10 protein-coding genes are annotated in these 18,219 nt (G+C 70.2%); 8 read left to right on the top strand and 2 right to left on the bottom strand.

Annotated features, from left to right (window positions below):
• Window positions 1–302: 302 nt before the first annotated feature.
• The 3 genes from OG788_RS30825 to OG788_RS30815 all read left to right on the top strand — a co-directional run bounded on the left by OG788_RS30825 (window position 303) and on the right by OG788_RS30815 (window position 4,894).
• A complete protein-coding gene (locus OG788_RS30825) occupies window positions 303–2,348 on the top strand; it encodes a M4 family metallopeptidase (protein WP_406374563.1) in 2,046 nt (681 codons plus the stop codon).
• Window positions 2,349–2,658: 310 nt separating this feature from the next.
• Window positions 2,659–4,323, top strand: a complete 1,665-nt coding sequence (locus OG788_RS30820) for a M4 family metallopeptidase (protein ID WP_406374562.1) — start codon at window positions 2,659–2,661, stop codon at window positions 4,321–4,323.
• Window positions 4,324–4,393: 70 nt separating this feature from the next.
• Entirely contained in the window at window positions 4,394–4,894 is a 501-nt protein-coding gene (locus OG788_RS30815) for a DUF1990 domain-containing protein (protein ID WP_351541816.1), read from the top strand.
• 58 nt (window positions 4,895–4,952) lie between these two features.
• Here OG788_RS30815 and OG788_RS30810 read toward each other — a convergent pair whose 3' ends face one another.
• Together OG788_RS30810 and OG788_RS30805 are read right to left on the bottom strand one after the other, a co-directional pair.
• Window positions 4,953–5,396: a hypothetical protein gene (locus OG788_RS30810; RefSeq protein WP_406374561.1), complete on the bottom strand. Its 444-nt coding sequence runs from the start codon at window positions 5,394–5,396 to the stop codon at window positions 4,953–4,955.
• Window positions 5,397–5,498: 102 nt separating this feature from the next.
• Window positions 5,499–8,117: a glycosyltransferase family 1 protein gene (locus tag OG788_RS30805; protein ID WP_351541818.1), complete on the bottom strand. Its 2,619-nt coding sequence runs from the start codon at window positions 8,115–8,117 to the stop codon at window positions 5,499–5,501.
• Window positions 8,118–8,509: 392 nt separating this feature from the next.
• On the opposite strand from OG788_RS30805, the gene OG788_RS30800 reads away from it, so the two are divergent.
• From OG788_RS30800 to glgB, 5 genes are all read left to right on the top strand, one after another.
• Window positions 8,510–9,706, top strand: a complete 1,197-nt coding sequence (locus OG788_RS30800) for a S8 family peptidase (protein ID WP_406374560.1) — start codon at window positions 8,510–8,512, stop codon at window positions 9,704–9,706.
• Window positions 9,707–9,928: 222 nt separating this feature from the next.
• Window positions 9,929–12,313 carry a maltotransferase domain-containing protein gene (locus tag OG788_RS30795; protein WP_406374559.1) on the top strand — a complete coding sequence of 795 codons (2,385 nt, stop codon included), beginning with the start codon at window positions 9,929–9,931 and terminating at the stop codon, window positions 12,311–12,313.
• Complete coding sequence (gene treS, locus OG788_RS30790) at window positions 12,310–14,031, top strand: maltose alpha-D-glucosyltransferase (RefSeq protein ID WP_406374558.1); 1,722 nt, start codon at window positions 12,310–12,312, stop codon at window positions 14,029–14,031. The genes OG788_RS30795 and treS overlap by 4 nt, the downstream gene beginning before the upstream one ends.
• Window positions 14,032–14,141: 110 nt before the next feature.
• Window positions 14,142–15,578, top strand: a complete 1,437-nt coding sequence (locus OG788_RS30785) for a maltokinase N-terminal cap-like domain-containing protein (protein WP_406374557.1) — start codon at window positions 14,142–14,144, stop codon at window positions 15,576–15,578.
• A gap of 47 nt (window positions 15,579–15,625) precedes the next feature.
• Complete coding sequence (glgB, locus tag OG788_RS30780) at window positions 15,626–18,217, top strand: 1,4-alpha-glucan branching enzyme (RefSeq protein ID WP_406374556.1); 2,592 nt, start codon at window positions 15,626–15,628, stop codon at window positions 18,215–18,217.
• Window positions 18,218–18,219 lie beyond the last annotated feature (2 nt).

Below are 18,219 nucleotides of genomic sequence, written 5' to 3'. Positions count from 1 at the left end.
TTCCTCCTCACACCCGACGGAAGATCGGCACACGGCCCGGAGGACAGTTCGTTTACCGAACATGGCGCCCCGGTCAACGGACCGTTTCCGGCCAATGTGCTGACGCGGTCCTGACAGAAAGCGTCATCCCCTGCCACTCTTCCCTCGGCTACTTCACAGCAACCTCACAGCTACGTCCGCTGTGTCGTGCCGAACGACCCCATGCACCTGGTTCCGCGTACGCCCAGTTCTGCCCGGACGGGTCACCCATCGTCCGGTCTCCCCTGGCCGCGCGACCCGCGGCCATGCAGAAGGAGTCAGTGTTGAGCAGCAGTTCTCCCCACAGACGCACCTCCCACATCACCAAGCGCCGCATCGCCGGTGTCGCCCTCGTCGGCGTCTCCGCCCTGCTGGCCGCGGCCGTCCAGTCGGGCGCCGCGAGCGCCGCCCCCGAACAGGCCCCCCGGTCGGGCAAGGTCAACCCGGGCGCCGTCGCCATGAAGCTCACCGCCTCGCAGCGCGCCGAGCTGATACGCGACGCCAACTCGGCCAAGGCGGCCACCGCCAAGGACCTGGGCCTCGCCGCCGGCGAGAGCCTCGTCGCCCGTGACGTCATCAAGGACCACGACGGCACCGTCCACACCCGCTACGAGCGGACGTACGAAGGACTGCCGGTCCTCGGCGGCGACCTGGTGGTCGACACCGCCAAGTCCGGGAAGACCGGGCACGTCTACAAGGCCACCAAGGCCGCCCTCAAGGTCGCCGGCCTGAAGCCGACGGTCGCCGCCGCCACGGCGGAGAAGCAGGCCCTGTCCGCCGCCAAGGCCGCCGGTTCGAAGAGCACCTCCGCCGACCGCGCGCCCCGCAAGGTGATCTGGGCGGCGAGCGGCAAGCCGGCCCTCGCCTACGAGACCGTCGTCGGCGGCCTCCAGGACGACGGCACCCCCAACGAGCTGCACGTCATCACGGACGCCGTCACCGGCAAGAAGCTCTACTCGTGGCAGGGCATCAAGAACGGCATCGGCAACACCCAGTACAGCGGCCAGGTGACCCTGACGACCACACAGTCGGGCTCCGCCTACACGCTGAACGACGGTGCGCGCGGCGCCCACAAGACGTACAACCTGAACCACGGGACCTCGGGCACCGGCACCCTGTTCTCGCAGACGAGCGACACCTGGGGCAACGGCACCACGTCGAACGCCGCGACGGCCGGCGCCGACGCGCACTACGGCGCCGCGGAGACCTGGGACTTCTACAAGAACACCTTCGGCCGCAGCGGCATCAAGAACAACGGCGTGGGAGCGTACTCGCGCGTCCACTACGGCAACTCGTACGTCAACGCGTTCTGGGACGACGGCTGCTTCTGCATGACGTACGGCGACGGGTCCGGGAACGCCGACCCGCTGACGGCGCTGGACGTGGCCGGCCACGAGATGAGCCACGGCGTCACCTCCAACACCGCGGGCCTGAACTACTCCGGTGAGTCCGGCGGTCTGAACGAGGCGACCTCCGACATCTTCGGCACCGGCGTCGAGTTCTACGCCAACAACTCCTCCGACGTGGGCGACTACCTCATCGGCGAGAAGATCGACATCAACGGCGACGGCACCCCGCTGCGCTACATGGACAAGCCGAGCAAGGACGGCGGCTCCAAGGACTCCTGGTACTCCGGTGTCGGCAACGTCGACGTGCACTACTCGTCCGGCGTCGCGAACCACTTCTTCTACCTGCTGAGCGAGGGCAGCGGCGCCAAGGTCATCAACGGCGTCAGCTACAACTCGCCCACCTCCGACGGGCTTCCGGTCACCGGCATCGGCCGCGACAAGGCGCTGCAGATCTGGTACCGCGCGCTCACCACCAAGTTCGTCTCGACCACCAACTACGCGGCGGCCCGCACCGGCACGCTCGCGGCGGCGGGTGAGCTGTACGGCACGACGAGCGCCGAGTACACGGCGGTGCAGAACGCCTGGGCGGCCGTGAACGTCGGTTCACGTCCGGGCGGTGGCGGCGGTGGCGGTACGTCGTTCGAGAACACGACCGACGTATCGATTCCGGACAACGGCGCGGCGGTCACCTCGTCGGTCACGGTCAGCGGCCGTACCGGCAACGCCCCGTCGAACCTCGCGGTCTCCGTGGACATCGTGCACACCTGGCGCGGTGACCTGGTGATCGATCTGGTGGCCCCCGACGGCTCGACGTACCGCCTGAAGAACTTCAGCGGGTCCGACTCGGCGGACAACGTGAACGCGACCTACACGGTCAACGCGTCCTCCGAAGTCGCCAACGGGACCTGGAAACTGAAGGTCCAGGACCAGGCGGCCCAGGACACCGGCTACATCAACAGCTGGAAGCTGACCTTCCCGTAGACCGCGGCGGAAGTCCGCAGGAAGACAGTGCGCCAGGGCGCCGCCCCGGAGGTTCGACTCCCCGGGGCGGCGCCCTCTTTTGCCCTCAAGGAGGTTTGCTTTGACCCTCCCTTGACGGCGGCCGACGAGGCGCCCGGTCACCCGACTGTTCACCTGAACGACGATTTTCGGCCAAGGTCTTTATGGGCTCCTGACATGTACGCGCCTGGGATGGCACGCTTCCACCGCACGGCTCACCCGCACCGCAACTTCACCATCGTCCCTCCGGCCACCCCACGCCGTACGGACGCCCCCACAAGAAGGAGCTTGCGTGACTCCCCTCTACGCGCGTCACAAGCGCACCACTCTGGCCATCGCCACCGCAGTCGCGGCCGGAGCCCTGCTCACCACCGGTCTGACCACCGGTGCCGCCGCCCAGACCGCGGCGCTCTCGTCCGGCAAGACCACCCCCCTCGCCGGTTCGCCCGTCCTGCTCTCCAACTCCGCGCGCACCGCGCTCATCCAGAAGGCCGACGCCGCCACGGCGGAGACGGCCCAGCAGATAGGCCTCGGTGCCAAGGAGAAGCTGGTCGTCAGAGACGTCGTCAAGGACGCCGACGGCACCGTCCACACCCGCTACGAGCGCACCTACAACGGACTTCCGGTCCTCGGCGGCGACCTCGTCGTCCACGAGACCAAGGCCGGCAAGACCGAGGGCGTGACGAAGGCGACGAAGACGGCCATCAAGGTCGCCTCGCTCAAGCCGCTGGTCACGACCGCGAAGGCCGAGAAGCAGGCCCTCACCGCGGCCAAGACCGCCGGCTCGGAGAAGACCACCGCCGACAAGGCGCCCCGCAAGGTGATCTGGGCCGCCACCGGCAAGCCGACCCTCGCCTACGAGACCGTCGTCGGCGGCCTCCAGGACGACGGCACCCCCAACGAGCTGCACGTCATCACCGACGCGGCCACCGGCAAGAAGCTCTACGAGTACCAGGGCATCGAGACCGGCACCGGCAAGAGCCTCTACTCGGGCACGGTCACCCTGAACACGACCCTGTCGGGCTCGACGTACCAGCTGACCGACGGCACCCGCGGCAGCCACAAGACGTACAACAAGTCGCACACCACCAGCTCCTCCGCGGGCACGCTGTTCACCGACGCTGACGACGTCTGGGGCACCGGCGCGGCCTCCAGCTCGACCACCGACCAGACCGCGGCCGTCGACGCCGCCTACGGCGCGCAGGCGACCTGGGACTTCTACAAGAACACCTTCGGCCGCAGCGGCATCAAGAACAACGGCGTCGCGGCCTACTCCCGGGTCCACTACGGCAACGCGTACGTCAACGCGTTCTGGGACGACAGCTGCTTCTGCATGACGTACGGCGACGGCTCGGGCAACACGCACCCGCTGACCTCGCTGGACGTGGCCGGCCACGAGATGAGCCACGGCGTCACCGCCAACACCGCGGGCCTGAACTACTCGGGCGAGTCCGGCGGTCTGAACGAGGCGACGTCCGACATCTTCGGCACGGGCGTCGAGTTCGCCGCGGCGAACTCCTCCGACGTGGGTGACTACCTCATCGGCGAGAAGATCAACATCAACGGCGACGGCACCCCGCTGCGCTACATGGACCAGCCCAGCAAGGACGGCGGCTCCGCCAACTACTGGTCCTCCAGCGTCGGCAGCCTGGACGTGCACTACTCGTCCGGCGTCGCGAACCACTTCTTCTACCTCCTCTCGGAGGGCAGCGGTTCGAAGACGATCAACGGGGTCAGCTACAACTCCCCGACGTCCAACGGCACCACGGTCACCGGCATCGGCCGGGCCAAGGCGCTGCAGATCTGGTACAAGGCGCTGACGACCTACATGACGTCGACGACCAAGTACGCGGGCGCCCGCACGGCCACGCTCTCCGCGGCGTCGGCCCTGTACGGCTCCACGAGCACGGAGTACAAGACGGTGGCCGCCGCCTGGTCCGCGGTCAACGTCAGCTAGCAGGCGCGTAGTCGAACAGAGGCGGCACCCGGGCAAGGACAGACCCGGGTGCCGCCTTACTCTTGCCCCCATGCCCTACACGTACGAGGACGTGGGCGCGACCCGCGAGGACCGCTGCCCGCCGGGCTTCCACCGACTGCATGTCCGCTTCCGGATCGGCGAGGGCGAGGCCGTCTTCCGGCGCGCCTCCGACGCCCTGATGACCTGGGAGCTGCACCGGGCCATGGGTATCGGCATGGTCTCCGACGCCGACAAGGCGGCCCCGGGCGTCGACGTCACCGTCGGCCTCGGCCCGATCAAGGCCCCCTGCCGCGTGGTCTGGACGGCGGAGGAACCCCGCCGCACCGCCTGGGCCTACGGAACCCTGTCCGGACATCCCGAGTGCGGCGAGGAAGCCTTCGTCGTCTCCCGTACCGGCGACGGCACCGTCTGGCTGACGATCACGGCCTTCAGCCGCGCGGTCAAGTGGTACGCCCGCGCGGGCGGCGCCGCGACGAGAGGCCTCCAGCACGCCTACGCCCAGCGGTGCGGGAAGGTGCTGCGGCGGTTGTGCGCGGGGCTGGAGGAGTAGGCGTCGCGGCCCGGCCGGCGCGGTACCCCTGGCGGCGGCAGCCGAGGGCTGTCCCGGCTCATACCGGCGGGAGGTCTTCGCGCAGCCACCCCAGAACGAGTCCCAGTCGGCGAACATCGTTGTCAAGGCTCCAGCCCCGCTGCTCACAGGCGTCGAGCAGCAGTTCCCCCTGCTTCAGCACGTCGGCCGCCAAGTCGGCGCGTCCCGTGCAGCACGGAGCAAGGCCGGGAGACCCTTCCGGCACGATCGCCACGATCCGGATCCTTGGCCCCACGGGCAGCATCTCGACCCCGAGCGGACCGTCGAAGAAGTCCACCTCGGCCTTCCCGCCGGACAGGGCCTCGCAGACCCCCTCCGCCAGGGCGGTCACGTACGGCACGATCATGTCGTTCCATCCCCCGTGCGGAAAATGCATGCCGTCCATCTCGTGCCAGACATTCCCCCAGATCGCGCCGGAGCTCGCCCGCTCCAAAGAATCCGTCTCGATGAACGTGCGGAACATCGCCCCTCCGACCGCCGTGTTTCCGACAAGTCAACGGCAAGAAGAAGTCGGCGCCGACCGTGTGCGCGGTCGGCGCCGACAGATCCCGTCGCGGGGCGTCCGTCACCGCATCAGCAGACCCGCTCCCTCCCCCATCTCCTCCGAAGGCACCGCCAGCAGGCCGAGTTCTGCGCTGGAGGCCAGAAGGCGGTGGGTCGGCAGGATGCGGACCGTGTAGCCGAAGGGGCCGGTGCGGTCGAGGGACAGCGGGCCCTCGTACACCCAGCGGCCCTCGAGGTCGGGGCCGCCGGCCGGTTTCAGCGGGACACAGACCGCGTCGCCGATGCGGTCGTCGGTGTCGACGCGGCCGGCGACCGCCTGGACCTCCACGTCGTCGGGGGCGAGGTCGCCGAGGCCGACGCGCACGCGCAGCGACAGGGTGGTGCCGAGTTCGGCGGTCGTGGTGGCCGAGGACGCCTCGACATGGTCGACGGTGACATCCGGCCAGGCGGCGCGGACCCGTGACTTCCAGGCGGCCAGTTCGCGGGCCGTCTCGGCGGTGAGGGACCGGTGGGCCTGGGCGGCGGGGGCGTACAGGCGCTCCACGTACTCGCGCACCATCCGGCCGGCCAGGACCTTCGGGCCGAGGTGGGTCAGCGTCTGACGGACCATCTCGATCCAGCGGTCGGGCAGACCGTGCTGACCCCGGTCGTAGAAGCGGGGGGCCACCCGCTGTTCGAGGAGGTCGTAGAGGGCTCCGGCCTCCAGCTCGTCACGGCGGTCGTCGTCGGTCGCGGTGCCGTCCGCGGTCGGGATCGCCCAGCCGAAGTCGGGCTGGAACCACTCGTCCCACCAGCCGTCCAGGACGGAGAGGTTGAGGCAGCCGTTGAGCGCCGCCTTCATACCGCTCGTGCCGCACGCCTCCAGCGGGCGCAGCGGGTTGTTGAGCCAGATGTCGCAGCCCGGGTACAGCTTCTGTGCCATTGCCATGCCGTAGTCGGGCAGGAAGACGATCCGGTGGCGCACCCGGGGGTCGTCGGCGAATTTGACCAGTTCCTGGATCAGCCGCTTCCCGCCGTCGTCGGCTGGGTGGGCCTTGCCCGCCACCACGATCTGGACCGGCCGCTCGGCGTGCAGCAGCAGGTCCATGAGCCGGTCGCGGTCGCGCAGCATGAGGGTCAGCCGTTTGTACGAGGGGACCCGGCGCGCGAAGCCGATGGTGAGCACGTCGGGGTCCAGTACTCCGTCGATCCAGCCGAGTTCGGCCGTACCGGCGCCCCGCTGGCGCCAGGAGGCCCGGAGCCGGTCCCGCACCTCCAGCACCAGTTGTTCCCGCAGCACCCGTCGCAGGTCCCAGATCTCCTCGTCGGCGATCTCGGCCACCGCGTCCCACCGGTCCGAGCCGCCGACGGTCAGCGCGTCCTCGGTGCGCTGCGCGCCGATCTGCCGGGCGCCGAGGCGGAAGACCTCGGGCGCCACCCAGGTCGGCGCGTGGACGCCGTTGGTGACCGAGGTGATCGGCACCTCCTCGGGGTCGAAGCCCGGCCAGAGCCCGGAGAACATCTCCCGGCTGACCTGGCCGTGCAGCAGCGAGACCCCGTTCGCCCGCTGGCCGAGCCGCAGGCCCATCACGGCCATGTTGAAGAGGTTCGGCTCGCCTCCGGCGTAGGTCTCCATGCCGAGGGCGAGGATGCGCCCCACGTCGATGCGCGGGAGTTCGGCGTCGGGGCCGAAGTGGCGGGCGACCAGCTCCCGGTCGAAGCGGTCGATGCCGGCGGGTACCGGGGTGTGGGTGGTGAAGACCGTGCCGGCCCTGACCGCCTCCAGCGAGGACGCGAAGTCCAGCCCCTCGTCGGCGAGTTCGGCGATCCGCTCCAGGCCGAGGAACCCCGCGTGCCCCTCGTTGGTGTGGAACACCTCGGGCTGGGGATGCCCGGTCAGACGGCAGTACGTCCGGACCGCGCGCACCCCTCCTATACCGAGCAGCATCTCCTGGAGCAGCCGGTGCTCGCTGCCGCCGCCGTACAGCCGGTCGGTGACTCCGCGTTCGCCGAGGTCGTTCTCCTCGACGTCGGAGTCGAGCATGAGCAGCGGGACACGGCCGACCTGGGCCAGCCAGACCCTGGCGTGCAGCGCGCGGCCGCCGGGCAGGGCGAGGGAGACCTGGGCGGGCGTGCCGTCGTCGTCGCGCAGGGGCACCACGGGCAGTTCGTTGGGGTCGAGGACCGGATAGTGCTCCTGCTGCCAGCCGTCGCGGGACAGGGACTGGCGGAAGTAGCCGTGCCGGTAGAGCAGGCCCACGCCGATCAGCGGGGCACCGAGGTCGCTGGCCGCCTTGAGATGGTCACCGGCGAGGATGCCGAGGCCACCGGAGTACTGCGGCAGCGCGGCCGTGATGCCGAACTCGGGCGAGAAGTAGGCGATGGCGGCGGGCAGGTCGGAGGTCTGTGTCTGGTACCAGCGGTCACCGGTCACGTACTCCCGCAGGTCGTCGGAGACCTCGCCGAGACGGCGCAGGAACCGGCTGTCCTGCGTGAGCTCCGTGAGCCGTCCGGCCGACACGCTGCCGAGCAGGCGTACGGGGTCGCCGCCGGACGCGGCCCAGCGCTCCGGGTCGACGGACTGGAAGAGGTCGCGGGTCTCGGCATGCCAGGACCAGCGCAGGTTGCGTGCCAGGTCACTGAGCGGGTGAAGGACGTCGGGGAGAACGGGTCGGACGGTGAATCTGCGGATCGCCTTCACGAGTTCCACCTTCACGGAGGACGTACGCGGCAGAGGGACGCACGGCGTTGTGCGGCCTTCGTCACCCACGACGGTAGCGGCGAGGGTGCCTTCGCGACACGGCGCATCGCGGCACGACCCCGGATCCGGATCGACCGGGTGACATCGGCGCGAAGCCGGGTTACATCGGCGCGAAGCCGCGTTACGTCGGCGAGAAATCGACGCAACCTTCACGGACACCCATGGCCGGCCATGGACAGACCCGTGGGCGGTATGGCCGATTCCGCCCTCCTGGGCGGCCTTGTGGTGCTTCGCGCCGCACGAGAGGCTCGCCAGGTGACGTACGGCCGGGCCCTGCCCAGAGCGGTCGGCTCCGGCCTGCGTACGTCGACTTGAGGAGGGGAACTCCAGTCATGGCACGGACGAGGAAATGGCGTCTGCGCTGGGCGGCGGGTCTCACCGCGGTCACGACGGCCGCGGTGCTTTCGGCCATCGCCCCGCCCGCGCAGGCGGCCCCGGAGGGGCGGATACGCGGAGCCGGTCTCCCGGGCTCCGTCAGCGGGAGCTACATCGTGACGCTCAAAGGGGGTACGCGGGCTCCGTCTCCGGCGGGCACGGGTATCGCCGAGCGGTACGGGGCGAGAATCAGCCACACGTACGGCACGGTCCTCAACGGGTTCGCCGTGCGGGCCGAGGAGAGACAGGCCGGACGGCTCGCCGCGGATCCCCGCGTGGCCTCGGTCGTCCAGGACACCCGGGTGGCGCTCGACGGTGTCCAGAGAAACCCGCCCTCGTGGGGCCTGGACCGGATCGACCAGCCGGGCCCGTCGCTCGACAAGCGCTACACGGCACCGGGACAGGCGGGCTCGGGGGTGACCGTGTACGTCATCGACACCGGCGTCCGCGTCACCCACCGGGACTTCGGGGGCCGGGCGGCCGACGGCTGGGACTTCGTCGACGACGACAGAACCGCGCGGGACGGCAACGGCCACGGCACCCATGTGGCCGGAACCGTCGCGGGCACCGCGTACGGCGTCGCCAAGAAGGCCAGGGTCGTCGCCGTCCGTGTCCTCGACGACCAGGGGGCCGGTTCCACCGCCCAGGTCATCGCCGGCATCGACTGGGTCACCCGGCACGCGCGGAAGCCGGCCGTGGCCAACCTCAGTCTGGGCGGGTACGCCAACACCCAGTTGGACGCGGCCGTCCGCAACTCCATCGCCTCCGGTGTGACCTACACGGTCGCGGCGGGCAACGAAGGTCTGCCGGCCTCGTTCTACTCCCCGGCCCGGGTCGCCCAGGCCGTCACGGTGGGCGCGAGCGACCGGACCGACGCGCGGGCGAGCTTCTCGAACACCGGGTCGGCGCTCGACCTCTTCGCGCCGGGGGTCGCGATCACGTCGACTTCGTACACCGGCGACACGGCGAAAGCGACGTATTCCGGCACGTCGATGGCGAGCCCGCACGCCGCCGGCGCGGCCGCGCTGTATCTGGCGGGTCATCCACGGGCCACACCGGCCCAGGTGGCGAAAGCGCTGGTGAAGCAGGCGTCCTCGGGAAAGCTGTCGGGCGTCGGCCCGGGTTCACCGAACAAACTCCTGCACGTCGGCTGACCCAGGTGGAACGCTGGTACAACCAGGGTGATTCGGCCACACCGCACCGGCCTCGCCTGCCCGGGACGAGGCCGGTCTTGTGTGTAGACATACGCGTGAGTAGTTAACAAAGTGCCGGAATGCTCACCCGCATAGGGTGGGAAGGCTCCCCCGGTACACCCGCAGGCCCCACCTCCCCACACCCTCATCCGCCCACCCACGTTGACGCGGACAGGAGCGGTCATGCCCGCCACGCACCACACGTCGCCACCCACGACGACCACCCCCGAGACCCCCCGAACACGCAAGGCCGAGGCCCGTCCCCGTACCCCGGAGAAACCCTCCGCCGCCCCGGGCGGCGGCAGCCCGGCCGCCACCGACGCGGCCGTCGCCACCGCCCCGGGCACCGACACCTCCGCTCCCGCCACGTCCGATGCCGGCACGCCCGATCCCGGCACGTCGGCCCCCCGCGCCGCCGCTACCAAACCCAAGACGAAGCCCAGGACGGGCGGCTCCGTTCCGAAGGCAGACAGGTCCGCCCCCAAGAAGGGCCGGGCCGCCGTCCCCGCCACGCGCACCGCCGATGCCCCGGCAGCCCCCGCCGTCACCGCGGCGACGGCAGTCGGGCGCATCCCCGTCCTCGACGTCCGCCCGGTCGTGCAGCACGGGCGCCGTCCCGCGAAGGCGGTGGTGGACGAGGAGTTCGAGGTCTCGGCCACGGTCTTCCGCGAGGGCCATGACGCGGTCGCCGCGAACGTGGTCCTGCGCGACCCGGACGGCCACCCCGGCCCGTGGGCGCCGATGCGCGAGCTCGCCCCCGGCACCGACCGCTGGGGCGCCACGGTGAGCGCCGCCAAGGAGGGCCGCTGGACGTACACGGTGGAGGCGTGGGGGGATCCGATCACCACCTGGCGGCATCACGCGGGGATCAAGATCCCGGCCGGCACGGACACGGAGCTGGTGCTGGAGGAGGGCGCCCTGCTGTACGAGCGGGCGGTCGCCGCCCTGCCGAAGGGCCCGAGGAGCAAGCGCCTCAGGGACACGGTCCTCGCCGCCGTCGACGCGTTGCGCGACACCGGCCGGCCCGTCGCCTCCCGTCTCGCCGCCGCCCTCACCCCCGAGGTGGACGAGGTGCTGGCGCGGCACCCGCTGCGCGACCTGGTGACGTCGTCCGAGCCGTTGCCGCTGCTGGTGGAGCGGGAGCGGGCGCTGTACGGCGCCTGGTACGAGTTCTTCCCGCGTTCGGAGAGCGGGCAGCTGGATCCGCCCGCGCACGGCACGTTCCGTACCGCCGCCGAACGCCTTCCCGCGATCGCGGAGATGGGCTTCGACGTCGTCTACCTCCCGCCGATCCACCCCATCGGCACCACCTACCGCAAGGGACCGGACAACACCCTGTCCGCCACGCCCGAGGACGTCGGCGTGCCCTGGGCCATCGGCTCCCCCGAGGGCGGCCACGACGCGATCCACCCCGACCTGGGCACCCTCGAGGACTTCGACGCCTTCGTCCGCCGGGCCGCCTCCCTGAAGCTGGAGATCGCCCTCGACTTCGCCCTCCAGTGCTCCCCCGACCACCCCTGGGTGGAGAAGCACCCCGAGTGGTTCCACCACCGCCCCGACGGCACGATCGCCTACGCCGAGAACCCGCCGAAGAAGTACCAGGACATCTACCCCATCGCCTTCGACAAGGACATGCCGGGCCTGGTCCGCGAGACCGTACGGGTGCTGCGCTTCTGGATGGACCACGGTGTCCGGATCTTCCGCGTCGACAACCCGCACACCAAACCGGTCGTCTTCTGGGAACAGGTCATCGCGGAGATCAACGGGACCGACCCCGACGTGATCTTCCTCGCCGAGGCGTTCACCCGCCCGGCGATGATGCGCACGCTGGGGGCGGTGGGCTTCCAGCAGTCGTACACGTACTTCACCTGGCGCAACACCAAGCAGGAACTGACGGAGTACCTCACCGAACTGTCCGGCGAGGCGGCCGCCTGCATGCGGCCCAACTTCTTCGTCAACACCCCTGACATCCTGCACGAGTTCCTCCAGCGGGGAGGCCGGCCCGCCTTCGAGCTGCGCGCGGTGCTCGCCGCCACCCTCTCCCCCACCTGGGGCATCTACAGCGGCTTCGAACTCTGCGAGAACGTCCCGCTGCGCGAGGGCAGCGAGGAGTATCTGCACTCCGAGAAGTACCAACTACGGCCACGGGACTGGGAGTCGGCGGAGCGGGACGGCCTGAGCATCGCGCCGTTGGTGAGCGCGCTCAACGCGGTCAGGCGGCGCAGTCCCGCTCTGCGCCGACTGCGTGATCTGCACTTCCACCACGCCGACCAGGAGGCGGTGATCGCCTACTCGAAGTCCGTCACGGACGCGCGCGGTTCGAACACGGTTGTGGTGGTGGTCAACCTCGACCCCCACCACACCCAGGAGGCCACGATCTCGTTGGACATGCCGCAACTCGGCCTGGACTGGCATGAGTCCGTGCCGGTGCGCGACGAGCTCACCGGCGAGACCTACACCTGGGGCAGGACCAACTATGTGCGACTGGAGCCGGGACACCGGCCCGCGCACATCCTCACCGTCCTGCGACCGTCCTCACCGCAGATCGGAGGGTCACCCACCACATGATCGTCAATGAGCCCGTCCCGGATACGTTCGAGGACACCCCGGCCAAGGACCGCGATCCCGAGTGGTTCAAACGCGCCGTCTTCTACGAGGTCCTGGTCCGCTCCTTCCAGGACAGCAACGGCGACGGCATCGGCGACCTCAAGGGCCTGACCGCCAAGCTCGACTACCTCCAATGGCTCGGCGTCGACTGCCTGTGGCTGCCCCCGTTCTTCAAGTCACCGCTCCGCGACGGCGGCTACGACGTCTCCGACTACACCGCCGTCCTCCCCGAGTTCGGCGACCTCGCCGACTTCGTCGAGTTCGTCGACGCCGCCCACCAGCGCGGCATGCGCGTCATCATCGACTTCGTCATGAACCACACCAGCGACCAGCACCCGTGGTTCCAGGAGTCCCGCACCCACCCCGACGGACCCTACGGCGACTACTACGTATGGGCCGACGACGACAAGCAGTACCAGGACGCCCGGATCATCTTCGTCGACACCGAGGCCTCCAACTGGACCTTCGACCCGGTCCGCAAGCAGTACTACTGGCACCGCTTCTTCTCCCACCAGCCCGACCTCAACTACGAGAACCCCGCCGTCCAGGAGGAGATCGTCTCCGCGCTGCGGTTCTGGCTGGACCTGGGGATCGACGGCTTCCGGCTGGACGCGGTGCCGTATCTGTACCAGGTCGAGGGAACCAACTGCGAAAACCTTCCGGCAACGCACGAGTTCCTGAAGCGGGTCCGCAAGGAGATCGACACGCACTATCCGGACACGGTGCTGCTGGCCGAAGCGAACCAGTGGCCCGAGGACGTCGTCGACTACTTCGGCGACTTCCCCTCCGGCGGCGACGAATGCCACATGGCGTTCCACTTCCCCGTCATGCCCCGCATCTTCATGGCCGTCCGCCGCGAGTCCCGCTACCCCGTCTCCGAAATCCTCGCCAAGACCCCCGCGATCCCGTCGAACTGCCAATGGGGCATCTTCCTGCGCAACCACGACGAGCTCACCCTCGAAATGGTCACCGACGAAGAACGCGACTACATGTACGCGGAATACGCCAAAGACCCGCGCATGCGCGCCAACATCGGCATCCGCCGCCGCCTCGCCCCACTGCTGGACAACGACCGCAACCAGATCGAACTCTTCACCGCCCTGCTGCTGTCCCTGCCCGGCTCACCGATCCTCTACTACGGCGACGAGATCGGCATGGGCGACAACATCTGGCTCGGCGACCGCGACGCCGTCCGCACCCCCATGCAGTGGACCCCCGACCGCAACGCCGGATTCTCCTCCAGCGACCCCGGCCGCCTCTTCCTGCCCACGATCATGGACCCCGTCTACGGCTACCAGGTCACCAACGTCGAGGCGTCCATGTCGTCGCCCTCCTCGCTGCTGCACTGGACCCGCCGCATGATCGAGATCCGCAAACAGAACAAGGCCTTCGGACTCGGCTCCTACACCGAACTCCCCTCCTCCAACCCCGCCGTCCTCGCCTTCCTGCGCGAAGCCCCGTCGAGCGAGGGCGAAGGGGACGACGATCTCGTCCTGTGTGTGCACAACTTCTCCCGTTTCGCGCAGCCCACCGAGCTGGATCTGCGCGAGTTCAACGGCAGACACCCGGTCGAGCTGATCGGCGGCGTGCGATTCCCGGCCATCGGGGAACTGCCGTACTTGCTGACCCTCGCCGGTCACGGCTTCTACTGGTTCCGGCTCCGCAAGGACGCCGTCTAGAACCCTGGCGGCGGGGCGGTTTCCCCCGCCCCGCCCTGGGCACGCATCACTAACACCCCGACTCGCCCGGTATCCGGGACCCCGGGTCACTGGGGAAAGGACGCGACGCCATGTCGGAAGCCGCAACCCACTCTGCCACGGCCCCGGTCGCACGCCCCGAGTTGCTCGCGTCACTCGATCCACTGCTGCGGGAATGGCTGCCCCGGCAGCGCTGGTTCGCGGGCAAAGGGCGTCCGGTCACCGGATTCTCACTGGTGGCCGCGGTGGAACTGCTGCCGCCCACAGCCCAGTTGGGCCTGATCCATCTGCTCGTACGCGCCCATCAGCCGCGCACTCCGGCACCGGGCGCCACCTCCCGTCCCGGCGACTGCTACCAGTTGCTGATCGGCGTGCGCGAGGCGCTGCCGCCACGGCTCGCGCCCGCGCTGATCGGGCATCCCAAGGAGGGGCCGCTGGCCGGCCGGACGGTGTACGAGGCGCTGCACGACCCGCGCCCCGCCGGTGTCCTCCTGGAAGCCCTGCGCAGCGGGGCCCGTGTCGGTGACCTGCGCTTCGAGCGCGATCCGCGCCAGGAGATACGGAAGGATCTGGTGCCGCGCCTGGTGACGGCGGAGCAGTCCAACTCGTCGATCGTCTACGGGGATACGTTCATCCTGAAGGTGCTGCGCCGGATCGTCCCCGGGGTCAACCCCGATCTGGAGCTTCCGCTGACGCTGGCCCGGGAGGGCTGCGCGCGGGTCCCGGCCCCCGCGGCCTGGATGCTCGCGGACCTCGACGCGGAGACCTGTGTGCTCGGCGTGCTCCAGCCGTTCGTGCAGGGCGCGGCCGACGGCTGGGAACTCGCGCTGCGCGAGCTGGCCAAGGGCGAGGACTTCTCCGCGGAGGCGCGGGCGCTGGGCCGGGCCACCGCCGAGGTGCACACGGCCCTCGCCCGTTCGCTGCCCACGGTCACACTGGGCCACACGCAGATGCGGCCTCTCGTCGACGGCATGACCGAGCGGCTGGACGCCGCCGCGCAGGCGGTACCCGCGTTACGGCCCCATGCCCGCGGCCTGCGGACCGCGTTCGAGGCGCTGGCCGATCTGGCCGCCGAGGGCCACACCTGGACGGCTCAGCGCATCCACGGCGATCTGCATCTCGGCCAGTGCCTGCGCTCCCCCGACGGGGAATGGTCGCTCATCGACTTCGAGGGCGAGCCGTCCAAGCCGCTCGCCGAGCGCCGTATGCCCCAGCCCCCGGCGCGCGACGTCGCGGGCATGCTCCGCTCCTTCGACTACGCGGCCCACTCCGTCCCCGGGGCTCTCGCCTCCACCGGGGCAGGGGGGACCCCCGTCCCGCTGGTGTCCGGCTGGGCCGACACGTGCCGGGCCGCGTACTGCACCGGATACGCGGAGGTCAGCGGCCTCGACCCGCGCACGGACCCCGTCCTGCTGCGCGCCTTCGAGACGGACAAGGCGGTGTACGAGGTCGTGTACGAGGCCCGGCACCGCCCGGACTGGCTGCCGGTTCCCCTGGCGGCGGTACGGCGGCTGGCCGCGTCGCTCTGATCTCCCCCCGCCGTTCCCCAGCTCACCCTCCCGAGGAGGCCCTGCCCGTGACGCCCCGCCCCCCGTCCGACGACAGTCCGAAGAAGAACGGCGCGAAGAATCCGGCTGCCGCCGAGAAGACGACGGCCGAGAAAGCAGCGGTCAAGAAAGCGGCCGAGGGGAAACCGGCGGCCGTGAAGGCCACGGCCGGCAAGAAGTCCGCCGCGAAAAAGGCCCCGAAGAAGGCCACGAGGAAGGCCACGGGGAAGGCGGTGACGGCCGTGGCGAAGATCCCGGAGCCCGCCGTCGGCGAGAACGCTCCCGCGGTCGGCGAGACCGGTCCCGCGGTGACCGGGACAGATCCCATACCGGGCGCGAACGGTATCGGACCGGACGAGAGCGGTGCCCCGCCGGCCGGGACAGGTCCCGTACCGGCCGAGAGCGGTCCCCTCGCCGGCGGCATGTCTCCCGTCCTCGCCGGTGTCGGCCCGGCGGACCGGCAGCGACTGCTCGCCGGTACGCACCACGATCCGCACGGAGTGCTGGGCGCCCATACGGTGCCGGGCGGCGTCGCCTTCCGGGCCTTCCGCCCGTACGCGCTCGGGGTCACCGTCGTCACGGACGACCTGCGCGCCGAACTGCGCGACGACGGGGACGGCTTCTTCTCGGGACTGCTGCCGCTGCGCGCGGTCCCGGAGTCGTACCGGCTGCTCGTGGCGTACGAGGGGACGGTGCTGGAGACCGAGGACGCCTACCGCTTCCTGCCGACGCTGGGCGACCTGGACCTGCATCTGCTCGGCGAGGGCCGGCACGAGGAGCTGTGGCGGGCGCTCGGCGCCGAACCGATGGAGCAACAGGGCGTCGCCGGAACGCGCTTCACCGTGTGGGCCCCGAACGCGCTGGGTGTCCGGCTGGCCGGCACCTTCAACTTCTGGGACAGCACGGGATATCCGATGCGGTCGCTCGGCTCCTCCGGGGTGTGGGAGCTGTTCGTGCCGGCGATCGGCGAGGGCGAGCTCTACAAGTTCGACATCACGCGCCCCGACGGTTCCCGCACCCAGCGAGCCGATCCGATGGCCCGCCGCACCGAGGCCCCGCCCAGCACGTCCTCGATCGTCCACGCGTCCCACCATGTGTGGCAGGACGCGGACTGGATGGCGAGGAGGGCGGCCCGGCCCGCCCACGAGGCGCCGTTCTCCGTGTACGAGGTGCATCTGCCGTCCTGGCGGCCGGGCCTGACCTATCGTCAGCTCGCTGACCAGCTCCCCGCCTACGTATCCGACCTCGGCTTCACCCACGTCGAACTGATGCCTGTCGCCGAGCACCCCTTCGGCGGTTCCTGGGGCTACCAGGTCACGGGCTTCTACGCCCCGACCGCACGTCTGGGCACGCCCGACGACTTCAAGCACCTCGTCGACGCGCTCCACCGAGCCGGCATCGGTGTCCTCATGGACTGGGTACCCGCCCACTTCCCCCGCGACGACTGGGCCCTCGCCGAATTCGACGGACGCCCGCTGTACGAACACGCCGACCCGCTCCGCGCCGACCACCCCGACTGGGGCACCCTCGAGTTCGACTACGGCCGCCGCGAGGTCCGCAACTTCCTCGTCGCCAACGCTACCTACTGGTGCGAGGAGTTCCACATCGACGGCCTGCGCGTCGACGCCGTCGCCTCCATGCTCTACCTCGACTACTCCCGCGAACCCGGGCAGTGGGTCCCCAACGAACACGGGGGGCGCGAGAACCTCGACGCGGTGGCGTTCCTCCAGGAGATGAACGCCACGGTGTACCGCCGCAATCCCGGCGTGGTCACCATCGCCGAGGAGTCCACCGCCTGGGACGGCGTCACCCGGGCCACGCATCACGTCGGTCCCGGCGGCTTCGGCGGTCTGGGTTTCGGGCTGAAGTGGAACATGGGCTGGATGCACGACTCGCTGGACTATGTGTCCCACGAGCCGGTCCACCGCAAGTACCACCACGACGAGATGACGTTCTCGATGGTGTACGCCTACAGCGAGAACTACGTCCTGCCCATCTCCCACGACGAGGTGGTGCACGGCAAACGCTCACTGGTCTCCAAGATGCCCGGCGACTGGTGGCAGCAACGCGCCAATCTGCGCGCCTACCTCGCCTTCATGTGGGCCCACCCCGGCAAGCAACTCCTCTTCATGGGCCAGGAGTTCGCCCAGGGTGCCGAATGGTCGGAGGCCCACGGCCCGGACTGGTGGCTCCTCGACCCCGCCTACGGCGCCGAACCCGACCACCGCGGCGTCCGCGACCTCGTCCGCGACCTCAACACCACCTACCAGCACGAAGCCGCGCTCTGGGAACGCGACACCGACCCCGCCGGCTTCGCCTGGATCACCGGGGACTCCGCCGACGACAACGTCTTCGCCTTCCTGCGCCACGCCGCTGACGGCACCCCCCTGCTCGCCGTCTCCCACTTCTCCCCCGCCGTCCGCCACAACTACCGCCTCGGCGTCCCCGAGGACATCCCCGCCTGGCACGAGATCCTCAACACCGACGCCCTCCGCTACGGCGGCAGCGACGTCACCAACCCCGACCCCGTCAAACCGGAACCCCAGGGCTGGCACGGCCGTCCGGCCAGCATCCAGCTGACTCTGCCACCGCTCGCGACGGTGTGGCTGCGCCCCGCCTAGCG

Source organism: Streptomyces sp. NBC_00647, from assembly GCF_045207245.1.
GTDB lineage: Bacteria > Actinomycetota > Actinomycetes > Streptomycetales > Streptomycetaceae > Streptomyces.
This window is presented reverse-complemented; position numbering and strand designations above follow the sequence as displayed.

Bases quoted from the DNA above. Each gene is read 5' to 3' on its own strand.
- OG788_RS30815 (WP_351541816.1), top strand. From the start codon at position 4,394: ATGCCCTACACGTACGAGGACGTGGGCGCGACCCGCGAGGACCGCTGC.
- OG788_RS30810 (WP_406374561.1), bottom strand. From the start codon at position 5,396: ATGTTCCGCACGTTCATCGAGACGGATTCTTTGGAGCGGGCGAGCTCC.
- OG788_RS30795 (WP_406374559.1), top strand. From the start codon at position 9,929: ATGCCCGCCACGCACCACACGTCGCCACCCACGACGACCACCCCCGAG.
- treS (WP_406374558.1), top strand. From the start codon at position 12,310: ATGATCGTCAATGAGCCCGTCCCGGATACGTTCGAGGACACCCCGGCC.
- OG788_RS30785 (WP_406374557.1), top strand. From the start codon at position 14,142: ATGTCGGAAGCCGCAACCCACTCTGCCACGGCCCCGGTCGCACGCCCC.
- OG788_RS30800 (WP_406374560.1), top strand. From the start codon at position 8,510: ATGGCACGGACGAGGAAATGGCGTCTGCGCTGGGCGGCGGGTCTCACC.